Genomic DNA, 21603 nt, shown 5'->3' with positions numbered 1-21603 from the left:
GTTGTTCCCGCGCCGGCTCCCGCGAAGGCTTGAGGGCATGACAGAAACCCTCACCTCGGCCCACTCCCAGGACCGGGAACGCACCACGCCGCGGGCCTGGCTCGGCGTCGTCTCGCTCACCTCGGCCACCTTCGCGGTCACCGCGGCCGAGATGCTGCCGGTCGGGCTGCTCACCCGCATCGGTGGCAGTCTGCGCGTCTCGGAGGGCTCGGCCGGCCTGACCGTCACGCTCACCGGCATCGTCGCTGCCCTCGCCGCGCCCCTCGTTCCGCTGGCCGCCGGCCGACTCGACCGCCGTGTCTCCCTGGCCGGGCTGGCACTGCTGCTGGCCGTCGCCAACGCGCTGTCGGCCCTCGCGCCCAGCCTCACCGTGCTGCTGGCAGCGCGTGTTCTGGTGGGCATCGCGCTGGGCGGCGTATGGGCGCTGGCGGCGAGCCTCCCGGTACGGCTGGTGCCGCAGCGCTCACTGAACACCGCGCTGGCGGCCGTGTTCGGCGGCATCGGCATCGCGAGCGTACTGGCCGTGCCGGCGGGCACCGTGCTGGGCGAAGTGGCGGGCTGGCGCACCGCGTTCGGCGCCGCCGCGGGTCTCGCGGTGGCCGTCGCGCTGGCTCTGGCGCTGCTGCTGCCCGCGCTGCCCGCCGAGCGCCCGGTGCGCCCCGGCACCTTGCTGCGGCTGTCCGGGAACGCGCGGCTGCGCGCCGGATTCGCCTTCCTCGCGCTGCTGGTGACGGGGCACTTCGCCGCCTACACCTATGTCCGGCCGGTGCTGGAGGAGATCTCCGGTGTCGCGCCCGCGCTGATCGGTGCGCTGCTGCTGGCGTACGGCGCCGCGGGCATCGCGGGAAACTTCGCCGCAGGCGCCCGCGCGGCACGCCACCCGCGGAGCACGCTGCTGACGCTGGGCGCGGGGATCGCGGCCACGACGGCACTGCTCGCGGCGGCCGGTTCGGCCACCGGGCTCGCCGTCGCCGTACTGCTGGTGTGGGGCCTGGCCTACGGCGGGCTCTCGGTCAGCGCCCAGGCGTGGGTCCTCGCCGCGGCCCCGGCGGAACGCGAGCCCGCGGGGGCGCTGTTCGCCTCCGTCTTCAACGCCTCCATCGCACTCGGCGCCTTCGTCGGCGGCCGAGTGGTGGACACGGCCCCGCTGCCCTGGGTCCTCCTACTGGGCGCAGCGCTGGCCGCCTGCGCACTGGCGGTGCTCGCCGCAACGAAGAGCCCTACCGCGTAGAGGGGGCTTGCCCCGCTGGGGGCGCGAGGAACGGCGCGACCGACCACACGCGACCCGCAAGCCCGCAACCAACAGCCATGGGCACCCCCTCCCCGGCGGCGGCTCAGAAGACGGCTTCCGTCTCGTCCATCCGGTCCTGCGGCACCCGCTTCAGCTCCGAAACCGCGTCGGCGAGCGATGCCATCACGATCTCCGTGCCCCGCAAGGCGGTCATCTGCCCGAAGTCACCCCGGTGCGCCGCCTCGACCGCGTGCCAGCCGAAGCGGGTGGCGAGCACCCGGTCGTACGCCGTAGGAGTACCACCGCGCTGGATGTGGCCGAGGATGACGGGGCGGGCCTCCTTGCCGAGCCGGTGCTCCAGCTCGACGGCGAGCCGGTTGCCGATCCCGGCGAAGCGCTCGTGGCCGTACTGGTCGATCATGCCCTTCTCGTACGGCATGGAGCCCTCGGCCGGGTGGGCGCCCTCGGCGACGCAGACGATGGCGAACTTCTTGTTCCGCGCGAACCGCTCCTCGACCATCTTGACCAGGTCGTCGACCTCGAAGTTCCGCTCGGGGATGCAGATGGCGTGGGCGCCGGCCGCCATCCCGGCCTCCAGCGCGATCCAGCCCGCGTGCCGCCCCATGACCTCCACGACCATGACGCGCTGGTGGGACTCGGCGGTGGTCTTGAGGCGGTCCATGGCCTCGGTGGCGACACCGACGGCGGTGTCGAAGCCGAAGGTGCGGTCGGTTGCGGAGATGTCGTTGTCGATCGTCTTGGGGACGCCGACGACCGGCAGCCCGATCTCGGCGAGCATCCGCGCGGCGGTCAGCGTGCCCTCGCCGCCGATGGGGATGAGGGCGTCGAGGCCGAGGCGGCCGATCAGCTCCTCGGAGTTGTTGCACGCCTCCCGCAGCCGGTCCCGCTCCAGCCGGGCCGAGCCGAGGATGGTGCCGCCGCGGGCGAGGATGCCGCTGACGGAGTTTATGTCCAGGGGGCGGTAGCGGCCCTCGAGCAGGCCCTTGAATCCGTCTTCGAAGCCGATGACCTCGTCGCCGCGGTCGTGCACGGCGCGGTGCACGACGGATCGGATCACGGCGTTGAGACCGGGACAGTCTCCGCCTGCGGTGAGGACTCCGATGCGCATGGGGTTCGCTTCTCCTGCTCCGTAGATGCCCGCCGGGACGGGCCGCTTGGGGCACGGTCGGACCTCACTGTCCGGGGTGCCGCTGGTCCGTGTGAGCCGGTGCGATTGTTTCACGTCTTGAAGGCGAGGGCATGGGTCCCGCCCAGCATCCGGACCACCGCGGTCCGGCCCCCGCGGCCCGGACCGCGGACCATCCACCTGGCGAGCGGCCTAGCCACAAGCGCAGGTATTGTCAAGGGTATAGCCGTGCCTTTACGGGTGTTTTCTCGGCGATATCGCTCGAGAATCACCCCAGAGCGATCTCGACCGACCACAACGGACCTGGACCGCCCGCGACCCGGAGGAGACAGCGCGTGACGCGCAGCGTGTACGTGACCGGCATCGGACGCAGCGACGGCCGGCAGGTGGTCGAGCTGGGAGTCATGGAACTGCTGACCCGGCAGGTGGACCGGGTGGGAGTCTTCCGGCCGCTGGTGCACGACGGACCCGACCGGCTGTACGACCTGCTGCGCAGCCGCTACCGGCTCACCCAGCCCGCCTCCTCCGTCTTCGGCATGAGCTACGAGGACGCGGCGGCGCTCCAGGCCGAGCAGGGCACGGACGAGCTGATATCCCGCCTGGTGGACCGCTACCACCAGGTCTCCGACACGTACGAGGCCGTGCTGGTCCTCGGTACCGACTTCGCCGACACCGGGCTCCCCGCCGAGCTGGCACTCAACGCGCGGCTCGCGAACGAGTTCGGCGCCGCCGTGCTGCCCGTCGTCGCCGCCCGTGACCAGTCCCCCGAGACGGTGGTCGCCGAGGTGCGCAACGCACATGACGCCTACGCCTCGCTGGGCGCCGACCTGATCGCGATGGTCGCCAACCGGGTGTCCGACCCCGAGGCCGCCGCCGCGGTACGGGGGCTGGCCGAGCGGCTGCCGGAGCCGGTTTTCGTGCTGCCGGAGGAGCCGGCCCTGGCGGCGCCCACGGTGGCCCAGGTCAAGGAGGCGACGGGCGCCAAGGTGCTGCTCGGCGACCACGCGGGGCTCTCGCGCGATGTACGCAACCTGGTCTTCGGCGGCGCTCACCTGCCCGTCTTCCTGCCCGCGCTGACCGAGGGCTGTCTGGTGGTCACACCGGGCGACCGCTCGGACCTGATCATCGGCGCGCTGGCAGCGCACTCCGCGGGCTCCCCCGCCATCGCCGGAGTGCTGCTCACCCTGGACGAGCACCCCGGGGACCAGACCCTGGCGCTGGCCTCCCGGCTGGCCCCGGGTACACCGGTGCTGGTCGTGCCCGAGGGCTCCATGCCGACCGCGGACGCGCTGCTGTCCCTGGAGGGCAAGCTGACCGCCGCCACCCCGCGCAAGGCCGAGATCGCGCTGGGCCTGTTCGAGACCCATGTGGACGCCGCGCTCCTGTCCGAGCGGCTTTCGGTGGAGCGCAGCGAGCGGGTCACGCCGATGATGTTCGAGCACGAGCTGGTGCAGCGCTCGCGCACCGGGTCCTCGAAGCGGCGCCACATCGTGCTGCCGGAGGGCACCGAGGAGCGTGTGCTGCGCGCCACCGAGGTGCTGCTGCGCCGCAACATCTGCGACCTGACGCTGCTGGGCGAGCCGGGCGCTGTGCGCAAGCGGGCCGCCGAGCTGAGCATCCACCTCGATCTGCTCGCCGACGACGAGGCCCCGGCGGACCCCTCGGCGGGTCCCGGTGGCGCCACGGCACGCATCGTCGACCCGCAGACCTCCCCGCTGCGGGAGCGCTTCGCCGAGTCGTACGCCAAGCTGCGCGCCCACAAGGGCGTCACCTACGAACTGGCGCACGACGTGGTCTCCGACGTCTCGTACTTCGGCACCATGATGGTCCGCGAGGGGCTGGCCGACGGTATGGTCTCCGGCGCCGTCCACTCGACGGCTGCGACGGTCCGGCCCGCCTTCGAGATCATCCGCACCAAGCCGGATGCCTCGATCGTCTCCTCGGTCTTCTTCATGTGCCTGGCCGATCGTGTGCTGGTCTACGGAGACTGTGCCGTGGTACCCGACCCGGACGCCGAGCAGCTCGCGGACATCGCGATCCAGTCGGCGACCACGGCGGCCAGGTTCGGGGTGGAGCCCAGGATCGCGATGCTGTCGTACTCGACGGGCGCCTCGGGCTCCGGCGCCGATGTGGACAAAGTGCGGCGGGCCACCGAACTGGTCCGCGAGCGCCGCCCCGACCTGCTGATCGAAGGGCCCATCCAATACGACGCGGCTGTGGAGCCCTCGGTCGCCGCGACCAAGCTGCCCGGCTCCCGGGTGGCGGGACAGGCGACCGTGCTGATCTTCCCCGACCTGAACACCGGGAACAACACCTACAAGGCCGTGCAGCGCTCGGCCGGGGCCGTCGCCGTCGGCCCGGTGCTGCAGGGCCTGCGCAAGCCCGTCAACGACCTGAGCCGGGGAGCCCTGGTGCAGGACATCGTCAACACCGTCGCGATCACGGCCGTCCAGGCGCAGGAGGAGTCCGCGCCGGGCACCTGACCCGCTCCCCAGTCCTGTCCCCGTCCAGAAAGCTCTCCTGACGTGACCAGCCCGACCAGCCCCACCCGGATTCTCGTCCTCAACTCCGGCTCGTCGTCGGTGAAGTACCAGCTGATCGACATGGCCGACCGCACCCGGCTGGCCGCGGGCCTCGCCGAGCGGATCGGCGAGGAGACCTCCGCCGTCTCCCACGAGCCGCTGGCCACCGGCGGCGAGCGGCGCACGCGAGAGGGGCGGCTGGCCGACCACGACGCGGCACTGAAGGCCATCGCCGACGAGCTGGCCGTCGACGGGCTCGGCCTGGACTCCCCCGACCTGGCCGCGATCGGCCACCGGGTGGTGCACGGCGGGTTGAAGCTCACCGAGCCGACGGTGGTCGACGACGCCGTGCTGGGGGAGATCGAGCGCCTGGTCCCGGTGGCGCCGCTGCACAATCCGGCGAACGTCACCGGCATCCGTACGGCGCGGCGGCTGCGCCCCGACCTGCCGCAGGTCGCCGTGTTCGACACCGCGTTCCACTCCACGATGCCCGAGCACGCGGCCCGCTACGCCATCGATGTGGAGACGGCCGACGCGCACCGGGTGCGCCGCTACGGCTTCCACGGCACCTCGCACGCCTATGTCTCCCGAAAGGCGGCCCAGCTGCTGGGCAAGGACCCCGCCGAGGTCAATCTGATCGTGCTGCACCTGGGCAACGGCGCCTCGGCCTCCGCGGTGCGCGGCGGGCGGTGCGAGGACACCTCCATGGGGCTGACCCCCTTGGAGGGCCTGGTGATGGGAACCCGCTCGGGTGACATCGACCCGGCGGTGGTCTTCCACCTGGGCCGGGTGGCCGGGATGGGCGTGGACGAGGTGGACGAGCTGCTGAACAAGCGCAGTGGCCTGCTGGGGCTGTGCGGCGCCAACGACATGCGGGAGATCCGCCGCCGGATCGACGCGGGCGACGCGGCGGCCACACTGGCCTTCGACATCTACATCCACCGGCTGAAGAAGTACATCGGCGCCTACTACGCCGTGCTGGGCAGGGTCGACGCCGTGGTCTTCACCGCGGGGGTCGGCGAGAACGCGGCACCCGTGCGCGAGGCCGCCGTCGCGGGCCTGGAGGAGCTGGGCCTGGCCGTGGACGGCGAGCTGAACGCGGCCGGCGGGAAGGAGGCCCGGCTGATCTCGCCCGAGTACGCGAGGGTGAAGGTGGCCGTCGTACCGACCGACGAGGAACTGGAGATCGCAGAGCAGACCTACGCGCTGGTCGCCCCGAGCTGAGCGGCCCTGACCCCTGGGGGAGCCGCCCCCGAATCGTTCAGTACCTAAACAAAACGATAGGATCGCCACCATGCGCCGTTCCAAAATCGTCTGCACCCTGGGCCCCGCCGTCGACTCCTACGATCAGCTCAAGACGCTGATCGAGGCGGGCATGAACGTGGCCCGCTTCAATATGAGCCACGGCTCCCACGCCGAGCACGAGGAGCGGTACCACCGCGTCCGCAAGGCCGCCGAGGAGACGGGCCGCCCGGTGGGCGTGCTCGCCGACCTGCAGGGCCCCAAGATCCGGCTGGAGACCTTCGCCGAGGGCCCCGTCGAGCTGGTCCGCGGTGAGGAGTTCACCATCACCACCGAGGACGTGGCGGGTGACAAGACCATCTGCGGCACCACCTACAAGGGGCTGCCGGGCGACGTCTCCAAGGGCGACCCGGTGCTGATCAACGACGGGAACGTCGCCCTCCAGGTCGTGGAGGTCGAGGGCCCCCGGGTGCGCACCATCGTCATCGAGGGCGGCGTCATCTCCGACCACAAGGGCATCAACCTGCCCGGCGCGGCGGTGAACGTCCCGGCGCTGAGCGAGAAGGACATCGGCGACCTGAAGTTCGCGCTCAAGATGGGCGCCGACATGATCGCGCTCTCCTTCGTGCGCAACGCCTCCGACGTGCGGGACGTGCACCGGGTGATGGACGAGGTCGGCCGCCGGGTTCCGGTCATCGCCAAGGTCGAGAAGCCGCAGGCCGTCTCCAACATGGAGGAGGTCGTGCTGGCCTTCGACGGGGTGATGGTGGCCCGCGGTGACCTGGCGGTCGAGTATCCGCTGGAGCAGGTCCCGATGGTGCAGAAGCGCCTCGTCGAGCTGTGCCGCCGCAACGCCAAGCCAGTGATCGTGGCCACCCAGATGATGGAGTCGATGATCACCAACTCGCGGCCCACCCGCGCGGAGGCCAGCGATGTCGCCAACGCGGTGCTGGACGGCGCCGACGCGGTGATGCTCTCGGCGGAGTCCTCGGTCGGCCAGTACCCGATCGAGACCGTCAAGACGATGTCGAAGATCGTGGAGGCCGCCGAGCAGGAGCTGCTCAGCCGCGGCCTCCAGCCCCTGGTGCCCGGCAAGAAGCCGCGCACCCAGGGCGGTTCGGTCGCCCGCGCGGCCTGCGAGATGGCCGACTTCCTCGACGGCAAGGCGCTCGTCGCCTTCACCAAGTCCGGCGACACCGCGCGGCGGCTCTCCCGCTACCGGGTCGGCCAGCCCATCCTGGCCTTCACCACGGAGGCGTCCACGGCCAACCAGCTGACGCTCAGCTGGGGCGTGGAGACGTTCGTCGTCAAGCACGTCGACCACACGGACGAGATGGTCGAGCTGGTCGACGCCGAACTGCTCCGGCTGCAGCGCTTCGAGACGGGCGACACCATGCTGATCACGGCCGGCTCCCCGCCCGGTGTCCCCGGCACCACCAACATGGTCCGCGTCCACCACCTGGGCACCGCCTGACGGCACACGGGACGGCCCCCACACTCACCCGCTCCCACCCACACACGAAAAGGCCCGCGCCCCGGAGGGTGCGGGCCTTTTCGTGAGGGGGTTACTCGGGGAGCCTCACCGGCTCACTTGCTGATGGAGTTGTGGAGTCCGGGGACGGTGAGGGTGCCGCCGAACTGCCCCGCCTGCCGCACCGACACATCGGTGAAGTAGGCGTAGGGCACATTGAGCGGCGGCGGCGTCTCGGGGGTGAAGGTGACCGGGATCAGCCCGAACAGATTGCCCTTCAGCTCCTCGGTGTACATCGTCACCTTGCCGCCGCGGATGGTGGAGGTGGAGCCTTTGGACGCCTGCACGTGGTAGGTGACGCCGTCGGCCTTGACCAGCTGGTGCAGGTCGCCGATGTCCACAGCGTCGGCCGTGAACTTGAGGGCCTGCTTGGTCTCGCCGTTGGGCTTGCGAATGTTGACGACGCCCTCGTAGTCCAGGCCCATCAGGGCGAGGGAGGATGCCTCCAGGTACCAGGGGTCGTTGGGTATCTGGGCCGGGGTCTGCTCGTCCTTGCCCTTGACGCTCATCTTCTCGGGGCAGGGGAACGGCTTGCCCGCGTCCTTGTCGGGGTCGAAGTCGCGTGCGGTGCCGTCGTTCTTGTCGACCCCGCTGCCGGCCGCGTCCTTGTCGCCCTCGCTGTCCTTGCCGTCCTTGTCGCCCTCGCCGGACTTTTCGTCCTGCCCGTCCTTCTCGGACGTGCTGTCCTTCTTCGCCGGGTCCGACTTGGTGTCCGAGCCGGAGTCGGCGGACCCGGACCCGCCCGAGCTGTCGCTCTTGCTGCCGGAGCCGTCCTTGGACTCGGCGGAGCTGCTGTCGTCACCCGAGTCGGAGCCCGAACCCGTCGAGGGGCTCGGCGTGGGGCTGGAGGAGGGCTCGTCGGCGGGCTTGTCCTTGTCGGGGCTGAGCACACCGTCCAGGGTCTTGCCCACCCCCAGCGGGTCGTACCAGGGGTTCTCCTCGTCGTCCTGCGAGCCGGTCGAGCTGTCGCCCGAGCTGGGGGACGGCGTGGGCGACGGGGACGGCTGCTGGGCGTCGGAGGAGCCGTCGGAGGGCTGTGAGGGCGAGGGTGAGGCGCCACTGGACTTCTCGTCCGACGTACCGCCCGCGGCCTTGTCCTTGGCGCTGTCGGCGCCCTCCTTGGCCTTCTCGGCGGCCTTCCGAGCAGCCTCCTCGGCCGCCTTCTCACGCTTGGCCTGCTCGCGGGCGAGGTCTTCCTTGAGCTTCTCGGCCCGCTCCTTGCGCTCCTGCTTCTCCTTCTCGGTCTCCTGCTGCTCGGAGATGGAGACGCACGAGTCGCCCTTGAACGGGTTCTTGGGGAGCGGCTTGGCGTTGGCCAGCTGCGGGGTGAGTCCCACGCCCATCAGCACCGCCGAGGGCATGGCGGCAAGGGCTATCGCCTTGCCCGCGGGCAGGTGGAACCGGGTCAGCAGCGGCTTCTTGGGCGCCGCGTGCCGGGGTCCGGTTCTCCCCCGGGCGCCGGACGCGCCGTGTTCGCGCGCGCCCTCCCCCTCGTGGACCTCGTCACCCGGCACGGTGCCTCCCGTTCCCGTCGTGCGCGTCGGCCCCGTCGGCGGGGGACGCTCCAGAGACTGCTGTGTTGTCGCTCGCCGGGCCCGTCGCGGTATTCGTACCGGCGTCCGCGGCGGCGAACTCCGCCTGCTCACCGCGGTCGGCGGACTCGGGCTGTGCGGCGGGGCCGGCCTCGACCGGCTTGCCCGGAGCCCAGGAGACGCCCAGCGCTCCGCCGATCAGTCCGAGCAGGAAGCCGATCAGGAAGGCGCCGAAGTTGGACACGACGAGGGAGACCAGCGAGAGCAGGATCGCGGCTACGCCCGCGAACACCCGCGAGTGGGGCTGGAACCACATGGTCAGCCCGAGGACGACCAGCAGGACGCCGATGATCAGCGAGCCCGCGCCCGCCGTCGTCGACATCCGGATCGTCAAGGACCCCAGGGTGAGGTTCTGGTAGGGGACGTACATGATCGGGATACCGGCCAGCAGCGTCAGCATTCCGCCCCAGAACGGGCGCTGGCCGCGCCAGTGCCGGAAGGACTGCCTCTTGTGGCCGAATCCGGTCGTCAGACTCTGTCGCGTGTCGGCGCTCATGGGTACGGGCTCCTCGGAACTGGCACAGAACTTGCTTAGGTGCGGCGGACCCTACGGGTACGGAGGGCGGGACGGAGCGGACGCCCTCGCCCTCCGCGCCCGGGGCTCACGTCAGTAGCACTCGTGCTTGCCCTTCTTGACGCTCATGTGGAGGCCACTGAGCTTGAAGGTGCCGGCCGTGGTGGCCCACGCGCGCTGCTTGACGTCGGTGAAGTGGACGCTCTCCGCCTGCTGGGAGAAAGAGCCCTTGGCGTAGGCGTCACCCTTGTGCGGACCAGGACCCTTGGTGGTCTTGTCCACGCTGACGCCGATGTCGATGTTCTTGAACGTACCGTTGGTGCTCAGGTCGTCGGCGTCGATGTAGAGCTTCTTCGCCTCGACGCGGGGACTGCCGCTGCCGCCGGCCCTGAGCTTCATCGACACATCGCCGAAGACGGGCACCGGGACGACGACGGACTGGCAAAGGTTGCGTATCTTCGCCGAGTTCATGCCGACGACGGTGACGGGCTTCTTGCCCTTCTCCGTGCTGTCGAGCGCGCCGTACTGGACGAAACCGTCACCGTCCAGTGTGTCCGCTGTGACCTTGAACTGCTGGCCGGAGACGCTGAACGACGCTGCCAGCGCACCCTGCGAGAGGGCGACACCGATCGCTGCCGTAGCGGCCACGCTCGGCACCATGACGACGGCGAACCGCTTCCATCTGGTCCCGCCACGAGCCAGGGACTCCATGACTTTCCTCCTTCTCGGACGTACATCTCCGGCTCGGAGAGCCGTGCCGCCTGTGCTCAGCGGGCCGCTCCTGCCGTGGGGGTACCTCCCGGCCACCGGGCTGGGGAGGGAGACGAGCTACGTCCTCGGAACGGAGAGCGCCGAGACTGTCCGTGCCGTCCTCACGTACGTCACGTCCGAGCCGCCGACGATCACCCCCGAGCGACAACCACGGGCCACGCTCTCGCGCAACCTTGCTTTGTAGGGACAGGCCCTGCCGTGGAGCAGGGACCCCCCTGTCCCGAGGACCGGCGGGTGGAAAAAGGTGTGTGGTGGTGCGGTCGTGCGGTGCCGGTCCACTCGGTGGGGACCATCACCCCGGGCGCCGAATGGGTGCCGGGCCGGGGGGCGATGAACCGAGCGTGGCCGATCGTGGTCCATCTGAGCCCGCCGCACAAGGGGGTTCGTTACTTACGAGTAACGGCTGGATAACCCCAGGGCCGCCGGGGGGCATCCGTTGACGACTCAGCGTTGCAGGTGCCCGGGGACGCCAACGCGTACCAACCGGGCAAGGCGGGACGTTTCTGCGAGACTTCGTAACCATGAGTAACGGCGGCCGCAATTGCCAAGTTTTGGCAAAGTGCGGCCGCCGTTGTCGCTAAATCAATGAGTGGCGACGGGCGCGTGACCGTCGGTACGGGCAGGTCAGAACAGCGCGCGAGCGAGTGCCGCACGCGCGGTGACGACGCGCGGATCCTCCGGCCCGATCACCTCGAACAGCTCCAGAAGCCGCACCCGCGCCGCGTCCCGGTCCTCACCGGCCGTACGCCGCACCGTGTCCACCAGCCGCCCGAAGGCGTCCTCCACATGGCCCCCCGCCATGTCCAGATCCGCGACCCTCAGCTGGGCGGCCACGTCGTCCGGCCGGTCAGCGGCGTCCTTGCGCACCTGACGGGCGTCCATGTCCTGCACCCGGGAGAGGAGTTCGGCCATCGCCAGACCGACCTTCGCCTCCACGTTGGCGGGCTCGTCCGCCAGCTTGTTGCGGTACGCCTGGATCGCGCCGGGCAGATCGCCGGAGTCCAGCGCCTGCTGCGCCGCCGCCAGCACCGGGTCCTCGGGCGCCTGCGGTTCGGCCTGCTGCTCTGCGGCTTCCTCCTGCGGAGCACCCTGGAGGCCCGTGATGCCGAAGCGCTGCTCGGCGACCTGGACGAGCTGATCGAACGTGGCGCGGATCTGCTGCTCGGGCGCGGCGCCCTGGAACAGCGGCAGCGCCTGCCCGGCCACCACCGCGAAGACCGCCGGGATGCCCTGGACGCCGAACTGCTGCATCAGCATCTGGTTCTTGTCGACGTCGATCTTGGCCAGCAGCAGCCGGCCCGCGTACTCCTGGGTGAGCCGCTCCAGCAGCGGTGAGAGCTGCTTGCACGGCTCGCACCACTCCGCCCAGAAGTCGATGACGACCGGCACCTCGGCGGAGCGCTGGAGCACCTCCGCCTCGAACTCCGCCTCACCGACGTCGATCACCAGACCGGACGGCCCCGGGACGCCGTCCCCCTGCGCCGCCCGGGCGCGATCCTGTTCCGCCTTCTGCTTGGCCTCACCGGCCGCCTTCACAGCGGCGAGGTCGACCACTCCGCTCATGGACATGTTGCGTGGCTGCATGGGTCCAGTCTCCCCCCTTCCCGCGGCCGCGTGTGCAGTGGTCGCCAGGTCCCCACCCGGCGTGTGATTGTCGCGGGGGTCATTCCGCTACGGGTCGTAGCGTAACTTGCCGGGGCCGCGCCCCCGCAAGAGCCACCCGCTCAGGCACGCGGTGATCCACCTCACTCGGCACGGTCCATACCGATCGGTAGGGTCGGCGCATGGCCGCCCCCGACCACCCGCACTCCTCCCAACGCCGCGGACGCCCGCGAAGTGCCGCGGCCGACCGGGCGATCCTCGCCGCGACCCGCGCCGCGCTGGTCGAGGTCGGCTGGGGCAGACTGACCATGGGCGAGGTCGCCCACCGCGCCGGAGTCGCCAAGACGACCCTCTACCGGCGGTGGGCGGCCAAGAGTGAACTGGTCCTCGACGCGGTCGCCGTCCTCTTCGACGAACTGGAACTGCCCGACCGCGGCTGCCTGCGCGCCGACGTGGAAGGCGTCGTGCTCTCCTTCGCCGCCCTGCTGCGCCGCCCGGAGACCAAGACGGCGCTGATGGCCGTCCTGGCGGAGTCCACCACCGACGAGGCACTGCGCTCACGCATCCGCCAGGCGATCGTGGACCGCCAGAAGCGACTGGTCCTGGACGGCAGGTCGCGGGCCCAGCGGCGCGGTGAGCTGCCGCCCGATCCCGCCGATCCCGCCGAGACGGCACAGGTGGTCGACCTCATCTTCGATGTGATCGCCGGCGCGGTGGTGCACAGGTCGCTGGTGAGCGACCGTCCCGTCGACGAGGCATGGGCCCGGCAGTTCGCCACGCTGCTGCTGGACGGCCTCGGTGCCGTCTCACCCGGTCCCCGGCCCTGCCCGCCCGAGGCGCAGGGCCCGCTGCCCTCCTCGGCGGAAGCGGGAGCCAGGCAGCGACCCGGCGAGAGATAAGAAGGTTGTGAGAGCCGGCTCTGCGAACCTGGGCCCATGGCAACCCGGCACAGACCCCACCCGCCCGCGAGAGTGCTGGTCGTCGACGACGACCCGGAGGTACGGGCGGCCGTCGCGGACGCGCTCACCGTGGAGGGCCACGAGGTCGGCACGGCCGCCGACGGCCTCGCCGCGCTGACCGCCGTCGCCGACCGGGACCCGGACGCCATCGTGCTGGATGTGATGATGCCCGCCCTCGACGGTCTCGCCGTCTGCCGCCGCCTGCGCGCCCTGGGCGACCGCACACCCGTTCTCGTACTGACGGCGCTGGACGCGGTCAGCGACCGGGTGGGCGGACTGGACGCGGGCGCCGACGACTACCTCGTCAAGCCCTTCGCGCTGGACGAGCTGACCGCGCGGGTCCGCGCGCTGCTGCGCCGGACAGCGCCCACGCGCGACGAAGCCGACGGACTGGTCCACGGCGAGCTGGAACTGGACCCGGCCACCAGGACCGGCAGCCGCGGCGGACGAACCATGGAGTTCACCCAGACCGAGTGCGCGCTGCTGGAACTCCTGATGCGGCACGCCGGCCGCACCGTGCCGCGACAGGTGCTGCTGGAAGAGGTGTGGGGCCGCGACTTCGGGCCGGACTCCAACTCGCTCGCCGTCTACATCGGTTATCTGCGGCGCAAGCTGGAGGCGGGCGGCGAGCCCCGCTTGCTGCACACCGTGCACGGGGTCGGGTACCGGCTGGAGGAAGCGTGACCGGTGCCCACGCGCCCGGCCGCTGGCGGCGGCGCCGACCGCTGCGCACCCGGCTGGCGCTGGCCGCCACCGGAGCCGTCGCGCTTGTCGCCGTGGGGGTGTGCGCGGCCGCGTTCTTCGTCATCCGGTACGAGCTCCTCCACCAGGTCGAGCTGGGCCTCACCCAGTCCGCCAACCGGTCGACCCAGGAGACCCGGGGCAGCAGCGGCCCGCAGGTGCTCGCGGGCGACTGCCGCTACCTGGCCGCGCCCGCGTGCGCCCAGGCCGTCCCGGCCCGCGCCACCGACGGCCCGGCGGACGGCCCGCGCTATCCGCTGCCGGTGACCGAAGCCACCCGGCAGGTCGCGGCCGGTCAGCGCGACGCGTACTACAGCCAGGTGACGGTGGGCGGTCACCCCGCCCTGATGCTGACCACCCCGCTGGAGGACGGCCGCGCCCTCCAGGTCGCGCTGCGGTCCGACACGGTGGAGCAGGGCGTGCGCCAGGCCGCGCTGCTCCTGGGCGCCGTCAGCGGCGCCGGAGTGCTGGTGGCCGCGGGCCTCGGCTACTGGGTCTCGCGCACCGGCTTGGCGCCGGTGGCCCGGCTGACCGAGACGGCCGAACACATCTCTCGCACCCGCGACCCCGGACACCGCATCGAGCTGCCACCGGCCGGCTCCGGCGGCCGGGCCCCGGCTCCCGGGCGACGCCGGGAGGACGAGCTGACGCGACTCGCCGGAAGCTTCAACACCATGCTGGAGGCGCTGGAGGAGTCCGTCGCCGCGCAGCGCAGGCTGGTGGCCGACGCCTCGCACGAGCTGCGCACCCCGCTGACGGCGCTGCGCACCAACACCGAACTCCTCGCCCGCTCCGAACGGCTGACGCACGCGCAGCGGGACCGCGCGGCAGCCGCGCTGTCCCGCCAGCTCCGCGCGGTGACAGCCCTGGTCAACGACCTGATCGAGCTCGCCCGCGACGAGGAGCCGCAGCCGCTGGTCGAGCCGGTGGAACTGGCGCCGCTGGTCCGGCACACCGTCGCGGCGGCGCGCGACCACTGGCCCGAGACCGTCTTCCGCCTCGACGTGGCGCCCGAGGCCGAGCAGGCCGCCGTGCCGGGCGTGCCCGCGCGGCTGTCCCGGCTGCTGTCCAACCTGCTGGACAACGCGGCCAAGTTCAGCCCGGCAGGGGCCGGGGTCGAGGTGGCGCTGCGCACCTCGGACGGCGCGCGCGAGATCACCGTACGGGACCACGGACCGGGCCTCGCGCCGGAAGACCTGCCCTACGTCTTCGACCGCTTCTACCGCTCCGAGGCCGCTCGCTCCCTGCCCGGCTCGGGCCTCGGGCTGGCCATGGCCCGGCAGATCGCCAAGTCCCACGGCGCCCGGCTGACGGCCGAGCGCCCCGAGGACGGCGGCGCCCTCTTCCGGCTCCGCTTCCCGGAAAATTCCGGGTGACCGGCTGCCGCGCCCTGCCAGAATGCGGCGATGACAGCACAGGAAGCACCCCACCCGCTCCCGCTCGCCCTGCTCCGCGGCCCAGGGGAGGGCGAGCGGATCGACGTGGCGGGCGTGGAGCACTTCTTCCGGCTGACCGCCGAACACACCGCGGGCCGCTTCGCCTTCGAGGAATTCACCCTCGCTCCGGGCATCGTCGGCGCACGCCCGCATGTCCACCACGGGCACGACGAGTACTTCTACGTCCTGGAGGGCGAGCTGACCCTGCACAACGGCGAAGGGGAGGTGACCGCGGGACCCGGGGCCCTGCTGGCAGCAGTGCGCGGCACCCCGCACGGCTTCCGCAACGCGGGGAGCCGCACGGCACGCGCCCTGTGCCTGTACACCCCGGCGGGGTACGAGGGCTATTTCCGCGAGGTGCACCGGGCCGTGGCCGCGGGCGCTGAGGTGACGGACGAGCTGCTGGCTGAGTTCCGCAGCCGCTACCGGACCACCTCGGTCGACAGGCGTTGAGCCGTCGCGGGCACCGTGCCCAGGTCCCTCCCAGGTCCCTCCCGGGCCCCGCCCGGGAGGGACCTGGGTCGTCAGAACACCGGCGGTTCGGTGTAGGTGCCCCACTCGTCGCGGAGTGCCCCGCAGATCTCGCCCAGCGTGGCCTCCGCCCGTACCGCCTCCAGCATGGGCTCGATCATGTTGCCCTCGCCCCGTGCGGCCTCGACCAGCGCGGCGAGGGTCCGCCGCACCGCGGCGTCGTCCCGTGCGTCCTTCCTGCCGGTGAGGGAGCGCACCTGCTCGCGCTCCACCTCGTGGCTCACCCGCAGGATCTCCAGGTCACCGGTGACCGACCCGGTGTGGCAGTTGACGCCGACGACCTTCTTGTCGTTCTTCTCCAGCGCCTGCTGGTACCGGAAGGCGGACTCGGCGATCTCACCGGTGAACCAGCCGTCCTCGATGCCGCGCAGGATGCCGGAGGTCATCGGACCGATCGGGTGCAGCCCCTCGGGCACGGCGCGCCGGCCGCGCTCCTTGATCTGCTCGAAGATCTTCTCCGCGTCGGCCTCGATCCGGTCGGTCAGCGCCTCGATGTACCAGGAGCCGCCCAGCGGGTCGGCGACATTGGTGACGCCGGTCTCCTCCATCAGCACCTGCTGGGTGCGCAGCGCGATCTCGGCGGCCTGCTCGCTGGGAAGGGCGAGGGTCTCGTCCAGGGCGTTGGTGTGCAGCGAGTTGGTGCCGCCCAGCACAGCCGAGAGGGCCTCTATGGCGGTGCGCACCACGTTGTTGTAGGGCTGCTGGGCTGTGAGCGAGACGCCGGCGGTCTGGGTGTGGAAGCGCAGCCACTGCGCCTTCTCACTGGTGGCGCCGTACACGTCCCGCATCCAGCGGGCCCAGATCCGGCGCGCGGCGCGGAACTTGGCGATCTCCTCGAAGAAATCGAGATGGGCGTCGAAGAAGAAGGACAGACCGGGCGCGAAGGTGTCGACGTCCAGCCCGCGGCTGAGCCCCAGCTCGACGTAGCCGAAGCCGTCGGCCAGCGTGTAGGCGAGCTCCTGCGCCGCGGTCGCCCCGGCCTCGCGGATGTGGTAGCCGGAGACCGACAGCGGCTTGTAGGCGGGGATGCCGTGCGCGCAGTGCTCCATCAGATCGCCGATGAGCCGCAGATGGGGCTCGGGCTGGAAGAGCCACTCCTTCTGCGCGATGTACTCCTTGAAGATGTCCGTCTGCAGGGTGCCGTTGAGGACCGCGGGGTCCACACCCTGCCGCTCGGCGGCGACCAGATACATGCAGAAGATCGGTACGGCCGGGCCTGAGATCGTCATGGAGGTGGTGACATCGCCGAGCGGGATGTCCCGGAAGAGCACTTCCATATCGGTGGCCGAGTCGATGGCGACACCGCAGTGCCCCACCTCGCCCAGCGAACGCGGGTCGTCGGAGTCGCGGCCCATGAGCGTCGGCATGTCGAAGGCGACGGACAGTCCGCCGCCGCCCGCCTCCAGGATCATCTTGTACCGCTCGTTCGTCTGCTCGGCGTTGCCGAACCCGGCGAACTGGCGAATGGTCCAGGTCCTGCCCCGGTACCCGGTCGGGTACAGCCCGCGGGTGAAGGGGAACTCCCCCGGCCACCCGATGCGCTCGAAACCGGTGACGGTGTCGCCGTCCCGGGGTCCGTAAACCGGCTCGACGGGATCGCCGCTGAGCGTGGTGAAGTCCGCGTCCCGCTTGCGTGCGGCGTCGTAGCGCTCCTGCCAGCGGCGGCGGCCTTGTGCGATGGCGTCAGCATCCATGCTGTCGAATTTACTAGGACGTCCAACTAAAAGCGATGACCGCCGCCACCAATGTGGGGTCGCACACGTTCTGATGCCCGCCGCCATTGGGGCGGCGGGACCGGGCAACCCTGGGAGGGCTACGCCTCCACGGGTGCAGCGGTCCCCACCAGCGGAGCGACCTCGCGGGTGACCTTGCGTTCCACGAAGAACGCGGCGGTGGGCACGGTGCCCGCCAGCAGCACCCACAGCTGCTTGCCCAGCGGCCACTTCGCCTTCTGGCCGAGGTCGAACGCGAAGATCAGGTACAGGATGTAGAGCCAGCCGTGCGCGATGCCGACCACGCTGGTGAAGCCGTCGGCGCCGTCCATGCTCAGCAGATACTTGCCGATCATGCCGAGTGTCAGCAGGACGAGGAGCACCGCTGTGACGTACGCCATGACGCGGTAGCGGGTCAGCACGCTTTGTTTCATGGAATCGAGCGTAACCGTCCCATAGGGGCGGTCTTCCACCGCCCTGGCTCCGCCGGGGCCCGGGTCAGCGCTCGGTCGTCCCGGGGCCGCGCCCGGGGCCCTCGGCGAAGTCGCCGGCCGCCACCCGCAGCGGCCGCAGCAGGTCGAAGATCTCGTCGAGCTGGACGGTGTCGTAGGCGCCGAGCCCGAAGTCCATGGCCATCAGGTCCTTGGTGGCCGCGTCGCACACCTCGCGGCCCTTCTCGGTGATGGCTGCCAGCGTGCCCCGTCCGTCGTTGGGGTTGGGCCGCTTCTCCACGAACCCGGCGGTCTGCAGCCGGTCGACGGTGTTGGTCACGGAGGTGGGGTGCACCATCAGCCGCTCGCCGATCTTCGACATCGGCAGCTCGCCCTTCTGCGAGAAGGTGAGCAGCACCAGCGCCTCGTACCGCGCGAACGTCAGCCCGTACGGCTTGACCACCGCGTCGACCTCGGACAGCAGAATCTGATGGGCGCGCATGATCGAGGTGATCGCGGCCATGGACGGCACCGAGCCCCATCGCTGCTTCCAGTGCTCATCGGCACGGGCGATCGGGTCGAACGACAGACTGAGCGGCTTGGGCACCCTACGACCCTACCGGCCGGTCATGTGCCGGCAGAAGCCGTCCCGCTCTCCGGGCCACCGGCGAGGTACCGGTCGACCGTCTCGACCTTCGAGGTGAGTCCGTCGACCACGCCGGGCCGGATATCGGCCTTGAGGACGAGGGAGACGCGCGGGGCGCGCGCCTCGACCGCCGCGACGGCCCGCCGCACCACCTCCATGCACTCCTCCCACTCGCCCTCCAGCGAGGTGAACATGGCGTCGGTGCGGTGCGGCAGCCCCGACGCGCGGACCACGCGCACGGCGTCGGCCACGTACTCGCCCACGTCCTCGCCCACCCCGAGCGGGGTGACCGAGAAGGCGACGATCATGAGCTCACCGCGCTTCCGCCGCTGCTCACCGTTCCCGCCTGCTCCTTGCGGGCGCGCGCAGCGATGACGCCTGCCTCCTCTTCCTTGCGGAGCATCTTGTCCGCGAAGAAGCCGCCGGTGGGCAGCACGGACAGCAGGAAGTAGAGCGCGGCCCTGCCGAAGGGCCACTTGATCCGGTTCCAGGCGTCGGCCCAGAAGATCACATACAGGATGAAGAGGATGCCGTGGATGGCACCCATGACCGGCACGGCGTTGAAGTCGGTGGTCCGCTTGAGAACGGAGCAGACCAGCAGCAGGAGGAAGGAGGCTCCCTCGGGCACCGAGGTGAGACGCAGACGGCGCAGCGCTGAGACCGCCTTGGGCGGCAGGCCGCTCGGAGTTTCCAGTATGGCCACGGCAGGTCCTCAGGGGATCGTTTTGTGAAGGGATGCACAAGCTTCAGCCATTGTGGCAGCCCTGCAATCGAACCCGGCCCGCAGGGTAGGTTCCTCGCGTGGCTCAGTTCCGACTCGAGGGCACCAAGGTGCTGGCCGTCACGCTCGGCGGAGGCGGCGACGCGGTCAAGGCGAAGAACGGCTCGATGGTCGCCTACGACGGCGAGATGGCGTTCAAGAAGATGAGCGGCGGAGGCGAGGGCGTCCGCGGCATGGTCACCCGCCGGATCACCGGCGAACAGCTGACGGTGATGGAGGTGAAGGGACAGGGCACCTGCTACTTCGCCGACCGGGCGGCCGATATCGCCCTGGTCCGGCTCAGCGGCGAGAAGCTGCACGTCGAGGCGAGCAACCTGCTGTGCACCGACGGCGGCCTGCGCACCGGCACCAGCTTCACCGGACTGCGCGGCGCCTCCCAGGGCAACGGCCTGTTCACCACGACCGTGGAGGGGACCGGGCAGGCGGCGCTGATGTCGGACGGTCCCGCCGTGCTCCTGCGGGTCACCCCGCACACCCCGCTCCAGGTCGACCCGGGCGCCTATGTCGCGCACCAGGGGAACCTGCGGCAGAGCTTCCAGTCCGGGGTGAACTTCCGCACGCTGATGGGCGAGGGCTCCGGCGAGGCGTTCCAGATCCGCTTCGAGGGCGAGGGCGTGGTCTACGTACAGCCGAGCGAACGCAACACGCTGGGAGGGGAGGTCTGATGCCGTTCCGTGAGCTGTCCGGCAAGCTCGTCGAGGCCCGGGTGGTGCCCGGACAGCGGATGTTCAGCCAGCGTGGCGCGATGGTCGGCTACACGGGCGAGGTGACGTTCACGCCCAATATGCAGGGCGGCCAGGGCGGGCTGATGTCGATGATCGGCCGCCGGGTCGCGGGCGAGGCGGCGCCGCTGATGACCGTCGAGGGCGACGGCACCGTGATGTTCGGCCACGGCGGCCACCACATCCAGGTGATCGAGCTGGACGGGGACACCCTGTGTGTGGAGGCCGACCGGCTGCTCGCCTTCGACGGCAGCCTTCAGCAGGGCACCCTCTTCCTGGGCAGGGACGGCGGGGTGATGGGCATGGTGCGCGGGCAGGTGTCCGGGCAGGGCCTGTTCACCACGACACTGGCGGGCAAGGGCTCGGCGGCGGTGATGGCGCACGGCGGCATCATCCAGCTGCCCATCAGCCCAGGCCGCCCCGTCCACGTCGATCCGCAGGCGTATGTGGCGCACTTCGGCGACGTACGCAACAAGCTGTCCTCGGCGCTGGGCTGGCGCGACATGGTGGGGCGCGGCTCGGGTGAGGCGTTCCAGCTCGAACTGTCCGGCAGCGGGGCAGTGTTCGTACAGGCCAGTGAGGAGAAGCTGTGATGACCCAGCCACCGCAGGGCTATCAGGTGTACGACGCGACGACGCTGCCCGCCAACGACAACGTCAACCCGTACGCCTTCTCCGTCGACCTGGACGGCCTGTGGTTCCTGCAGAAGGGGAAGATGATCGCCTACTACGGGCAGATCGACTTCCACGGCATCGGCCACGGCCCGCTGGACCGGCTGGTCGCGAGCAGCTTCCACTCGCCGCTGCACGCCTCGGACTGGGTCGTCGCGCAGGGACGGGGCAAGCTGCTGCTGGCCGACCGCGCGTTCGACGTCAACTCCTACGACCTCGAGGACGGCAATCTCACCGTCCGCTCCGGCAATCTGCTCGCCTTCGAGCCCTCGCTCTCGCTCAAGCAGTCGATCGTCCCCGGCTTCCTCACGCTGATCGGCACGGGCCGCTTCGTGGCGGCGTCCAACGGGGAGGTGCACTTCGTGGAGCCGCCGGTGCGGGTCGATCCGCAGGCGCTGGTCGGCTGGGCGGACTGTCCCTCGCCCTGCCACCACTACGACCACCAGTACCTCAAGGGCGTCCTGGGCGGCCTGCGGGCCATGACGGGGCTGGGCGGGGTGTCGGGTGAGGAGCACCAGTTCGAGTTCGTCGGCGCGGGGACCGTACTGATCCAGTCGTCCGAGGTGCTGATGGAGGAGCGCGACGCGGGCGCCGTACCGCAGCAGCCCGGGGTGCCCGGTGGTGGCGGCGACGGCGGCCAGGGGGGCCACGGCGGCCAGCGCGCTCCGCATCTGCCGGGCCAGCTCGGCAGCCTTCAGCGCCGGTTCGGCCTCTGAGGCGGTGCTGCGCTGAGGCGTGCTCTTCTCCGGGCCCGGGCCGGCGTCCCGATCGCAACGCTGCGGCATCTTGGCGCCACGCGGTGTAAGCACGCGTGTGCGAAC

Annotated in this window: 21 protein-coding genes; 11 read left to right on the top strand and 10 right to left on the bottom strand. The window is 71.0% G+C overall.

What is annotated here, in order from left to right:
- The first annotated feature begins 37 nt into the window (after positions 1–37).
- Entirely contained in the window at positions 38–1231 is a 1194-nt protein-coding gene (locus JW592_RS10140; RefSeq protein ID WP_209264631.1) for an MFS transporter, read from the top strand.
- 103 nt (positions 1232–1334) lie between these two features.
- Here JW592_RS10140 and JW592_RS10135 read toward each other — a convergent pair whose 3' ends face one another.
- Positions 1335–2360 carry an ATP-dependent 6-phosphofructokinase gene (locus JW592_RS10135; protein ID WP_209264630.1) on the bottom strand — a complete coding sequence of 342 codons (1026 nt, stop codon included), beginning with the start codon at positions 2358–2360 and terminating at the stop codon, positions 1335–1337.
- A gap of 353 nt (positions 2361–2713) precedes the next feature.
- Here JW592_RS10135 and pta point away from each other — a divergent pair, with 353 nt between their 5' ends.
- From pta to pyk, 3 genes are all read left to right on the top strand, one after another.
- A complete protein-coding gene (gene pta, locus JW592_RS10130; RefSeq protein ID WP_209264629.1) occupies positions 2714–4861 on the top strand; it encodes a phosphate acetyltransferase in 2148 nt (715 codons plus the stop codon).
- A gap of 42 nt (positions 4862–4903) precedes the next feature.
- Entirely contained in the window at positions 4904–6124 is a 1221-nt protein-coding gene (locus tag JW592_RS10125; RefSeq protein ID WP_209264628.1) for an acetate kinase, read from the top strand.
- Positions 6125–6194: 70 nt separating this feature from the next.
- Positions 6195–7616 carry a pyruvate kinase gene (pyk, locus tag JW592_RS10120; RefSeq protein WP_209264627.1) on the top strand — a complete coding sequence of 474 codons (1422 nt, stop codon included), beginning with the start codon at positions 6195–6197 and terminating at the stop codon, positions 7614–7616.
- A 113-nt stretch (positions 7617–7729) separates the two neighbouring features.
- Here the strand turns inward: pyk and JW592_RS10115 are convergent, their stop codons facing one another.
- From JW592_RS10115 to JW592_RS10100, 4 genes are all read right to left on the bottom strand, one after another.
- Positions 7730–9187 carry a hypothetical protein gene (locus JW592_RS10115; protein ID WP_209264626.1) on the bottom strand — a complete coding sequence of 486 codons (1458 nt, stop codon included), beginning with the start codon at positions 9185–9187 and terminating at the stop codon, positions 7730–7732.
- Positions 9177–9761 (bottom strand): DUF6114 domain-containing protein, encoded by a 585-nt coding sequence (locus JW592_RS10110; protein WP_209264625.1) that lies wholly within the window; start codon positions 9759–9761, stop codon positions 9177–9179. Before JW592_RS10110 ends, JW592_RS10115 begins: the two co-directional genes overlap by 11 nt.
- 111 nt (positions 9762–9872) lie before the next feature.
- Entirely contained in the window at positions 9873–10490 is a 618-nt protein-coding gene (locus tag JW592_RS10105) for a DUF6230 family protein (RefSeq protein ID WP_209264624.1), read from the bottom strand.
- A gap of 684 nt (positions 10491–11174) precedes the next feature.
- Positions 11175–12134 (bottom strand): tetratricopeptide repeat protein, encoded by a 960-nt coding sequence (locus tag JW592_RS10100; RefSeq protein WP_209264623.1) that lies wholly within the window; start codon positions 12132–12134, stop codon positions 11175–11177.
- Between the two features lie 200 nt (positions 12135–12334).
- Here JW592_RS10100 and JW592_RS10095 point away from each other — a divergent pair, with 200 nt between their 5' ends.
- Genes JW592_RS10095 through JW592_RS10080 form a run of 4 tightly spaced genes read left to right on the top strand, consistent with a single transcriptional unit; the run spans position 12335 to position 15741 of the window.
- On the top strand, positions 12335–13051 hold the full coding sequence (locus tag JW592_RS10095; RefSeq protein WP_209264622.1) for a TetR/AcrR family transcriptional regulator: 717 nt from the start codon (positions 12335–12337) through the stop codon (positions 13049–13051).
- A gap of 36 nt (positions 13052–13087) precedes the next feature.
- Positions 13088–13795 (top strand): response regulator transcription factor, encoded by a 708-nt coding sequence (locus JW592_RS10090; RefSeq protein ID WP_209264621.1) that lies wholly within the window; start codon positions 13088–13090, stop codon positions 13793–13795.
- Positions 13792–15228, top strand: a complete 1437-nt coding sequence (locus JW592_RS10085) for a HAMP domain-containing sensor histidine kinase (protein WP_307805360.1) — start codon at positions 13792–13794, stop codon at positions 15226–15228. Before JW592_RS10090 ends, JW592_RS10085 begins: the two co-directional genes overlap by 4 nt.
- Positions 15229–15258: 30 nt before the next feature.
- Positions 15259–15741: a cupin domain-containing protein gene (locus JW592_RS10080; RefSeq protein WP_209264620.1), complete on the top strand. Its 483-nt coding sequence runs from the start codon at positions 15259–15261 to the stop codon at positions 15739–15741.
- A 71-nt stretch (positions 15742–15812) separates the two neighbouring features.
- Here JW592_RS10080 and icmA read toward each other — a convergent pair whose 3' ends face one another.
- The 5 genes from icmA to JW592_RS10055 all read right to left on the bottom strand — a co-directional run bounded on the left by icmA (position 15813) and on the right by JW592_RS10055 (position 19311).
- The gene (gene icmA / locus JW592_RS10075; protein ID WP_209264619.1) at positions 15813–17513 is read right to left on the bottom strand and encodes a coenzyme B12-dependent isobutyryl-CoA mutase large subunit; all 1701 of its coding nucleotides are present in this window, start codon (positions 17511–17513) and stop codon (positions 15813–15815) included.
- Between the two features lie 119 nt (positions 17514–17632).
- Complete coding sequence (locus JW592_RS10070; protein ID WP_209264618.1) at positions 17633–17965, bottom strand: DUF3817 domain-containing protein; 333 nt, start codon at positions 17963–17965, stop codon at positions 17633–17635.
- A gap of 64 nt (positions 17966–18029) precedes the next feature.
- Positions 18030–18569: a MarR family winged helix-turn-helix transcriptional regulator gene (locus JW592_RS10065; protein ID WP_209264617.1), complete on the bottom strand. Its 540-nt coding sequence runs from the start codon at positions 18567–18569 to the stop codon at positions 18030–18032.
- A gap of 20 nt (positions 18570–18589) precedes the next feature.
- Positions 18590–18916: an MTH1187 family thiamine-binding protein gene (locus tag JW592_RS10060; protein ID WP_209264616.1), complete on the bottom strand. Its 327-nt coding sequence runs from the start codon at positions 18914–18916 to the stop codon at positions 18590–18592.
- Positions 18913–19311 (bottom strand): DUF3817 domain-containing protein, encoded by a 399-nt coding sequence (locus JW592_RS10055; RefSeq protein ID WP_209264615.1) that lies wholly within the window; start codon positions 19309–19311, stop codon positions 18913–18915. Before JW592_RS10055 ends, JW592_RS10060 begins: the two co-directional genes overlap by 4 nt.
- 98 nt (positions 19312–19409) lie before the next feature.
- Here JW592_RS10055 and JW592_RS10050 point away from each other — a divergent pair, with 98 nt between their 5' ends.
- Genes JW592_RS10050 through JW592_RS10040 form a run of 3 tightly spaced genes read left to right on the top strand, consistent with a single transcriptional unit; the run spans position 19410 to position 21498 of the window.
- A complete protein-coding gene (locus JW592_RS10050; RefSeq protein ID WP_209264614.1) occupies positions 19410–20054 on the top strand; it encodes an AIM24 family protein in 645 nt (214 codons plus the stop codon).
- On the top strand, positions 20054–20704 hold the full coding sequence (locus JW592_RS10045) for an AIM24 family protein (protein WP_209264613.1): 651 nt from the start codon (positions 20054–20056) through the stop codon (positions 20702–20704). The genes JW592_RS10050 and JW592_RS10045 overlap by 1 nt, the downstream gene beginning before the upstream one ends.
- Entirely contained in the window at positions 20704–21498 is a 795-nt protein-coding gene (locus JW592_RS10040) for an AIM24 family protein (protein ID WP_209264612.1), read from the top strand. The genes JW592_RS10045 and JW592_RS10040 overlap by 1 nt, the downstream gene beginning before the upstream one ends.
- Positions 21499–21603: the final 105 nt, after the last annotated feature.

Source organism: Streptomyces spirodelae, from assembly GCF_017676385.1.
Lineage (GTDB): Bacteria > Actinomycetota > Actinomycetes > Streptomycetales > Streptomycetaceae > Streptomyces > Streptomyces spirodelae.
Note: the sequence above shows the minus strand (reverse complement) of the source record. Positions and strands in the feature narration are given on the sequence as shown.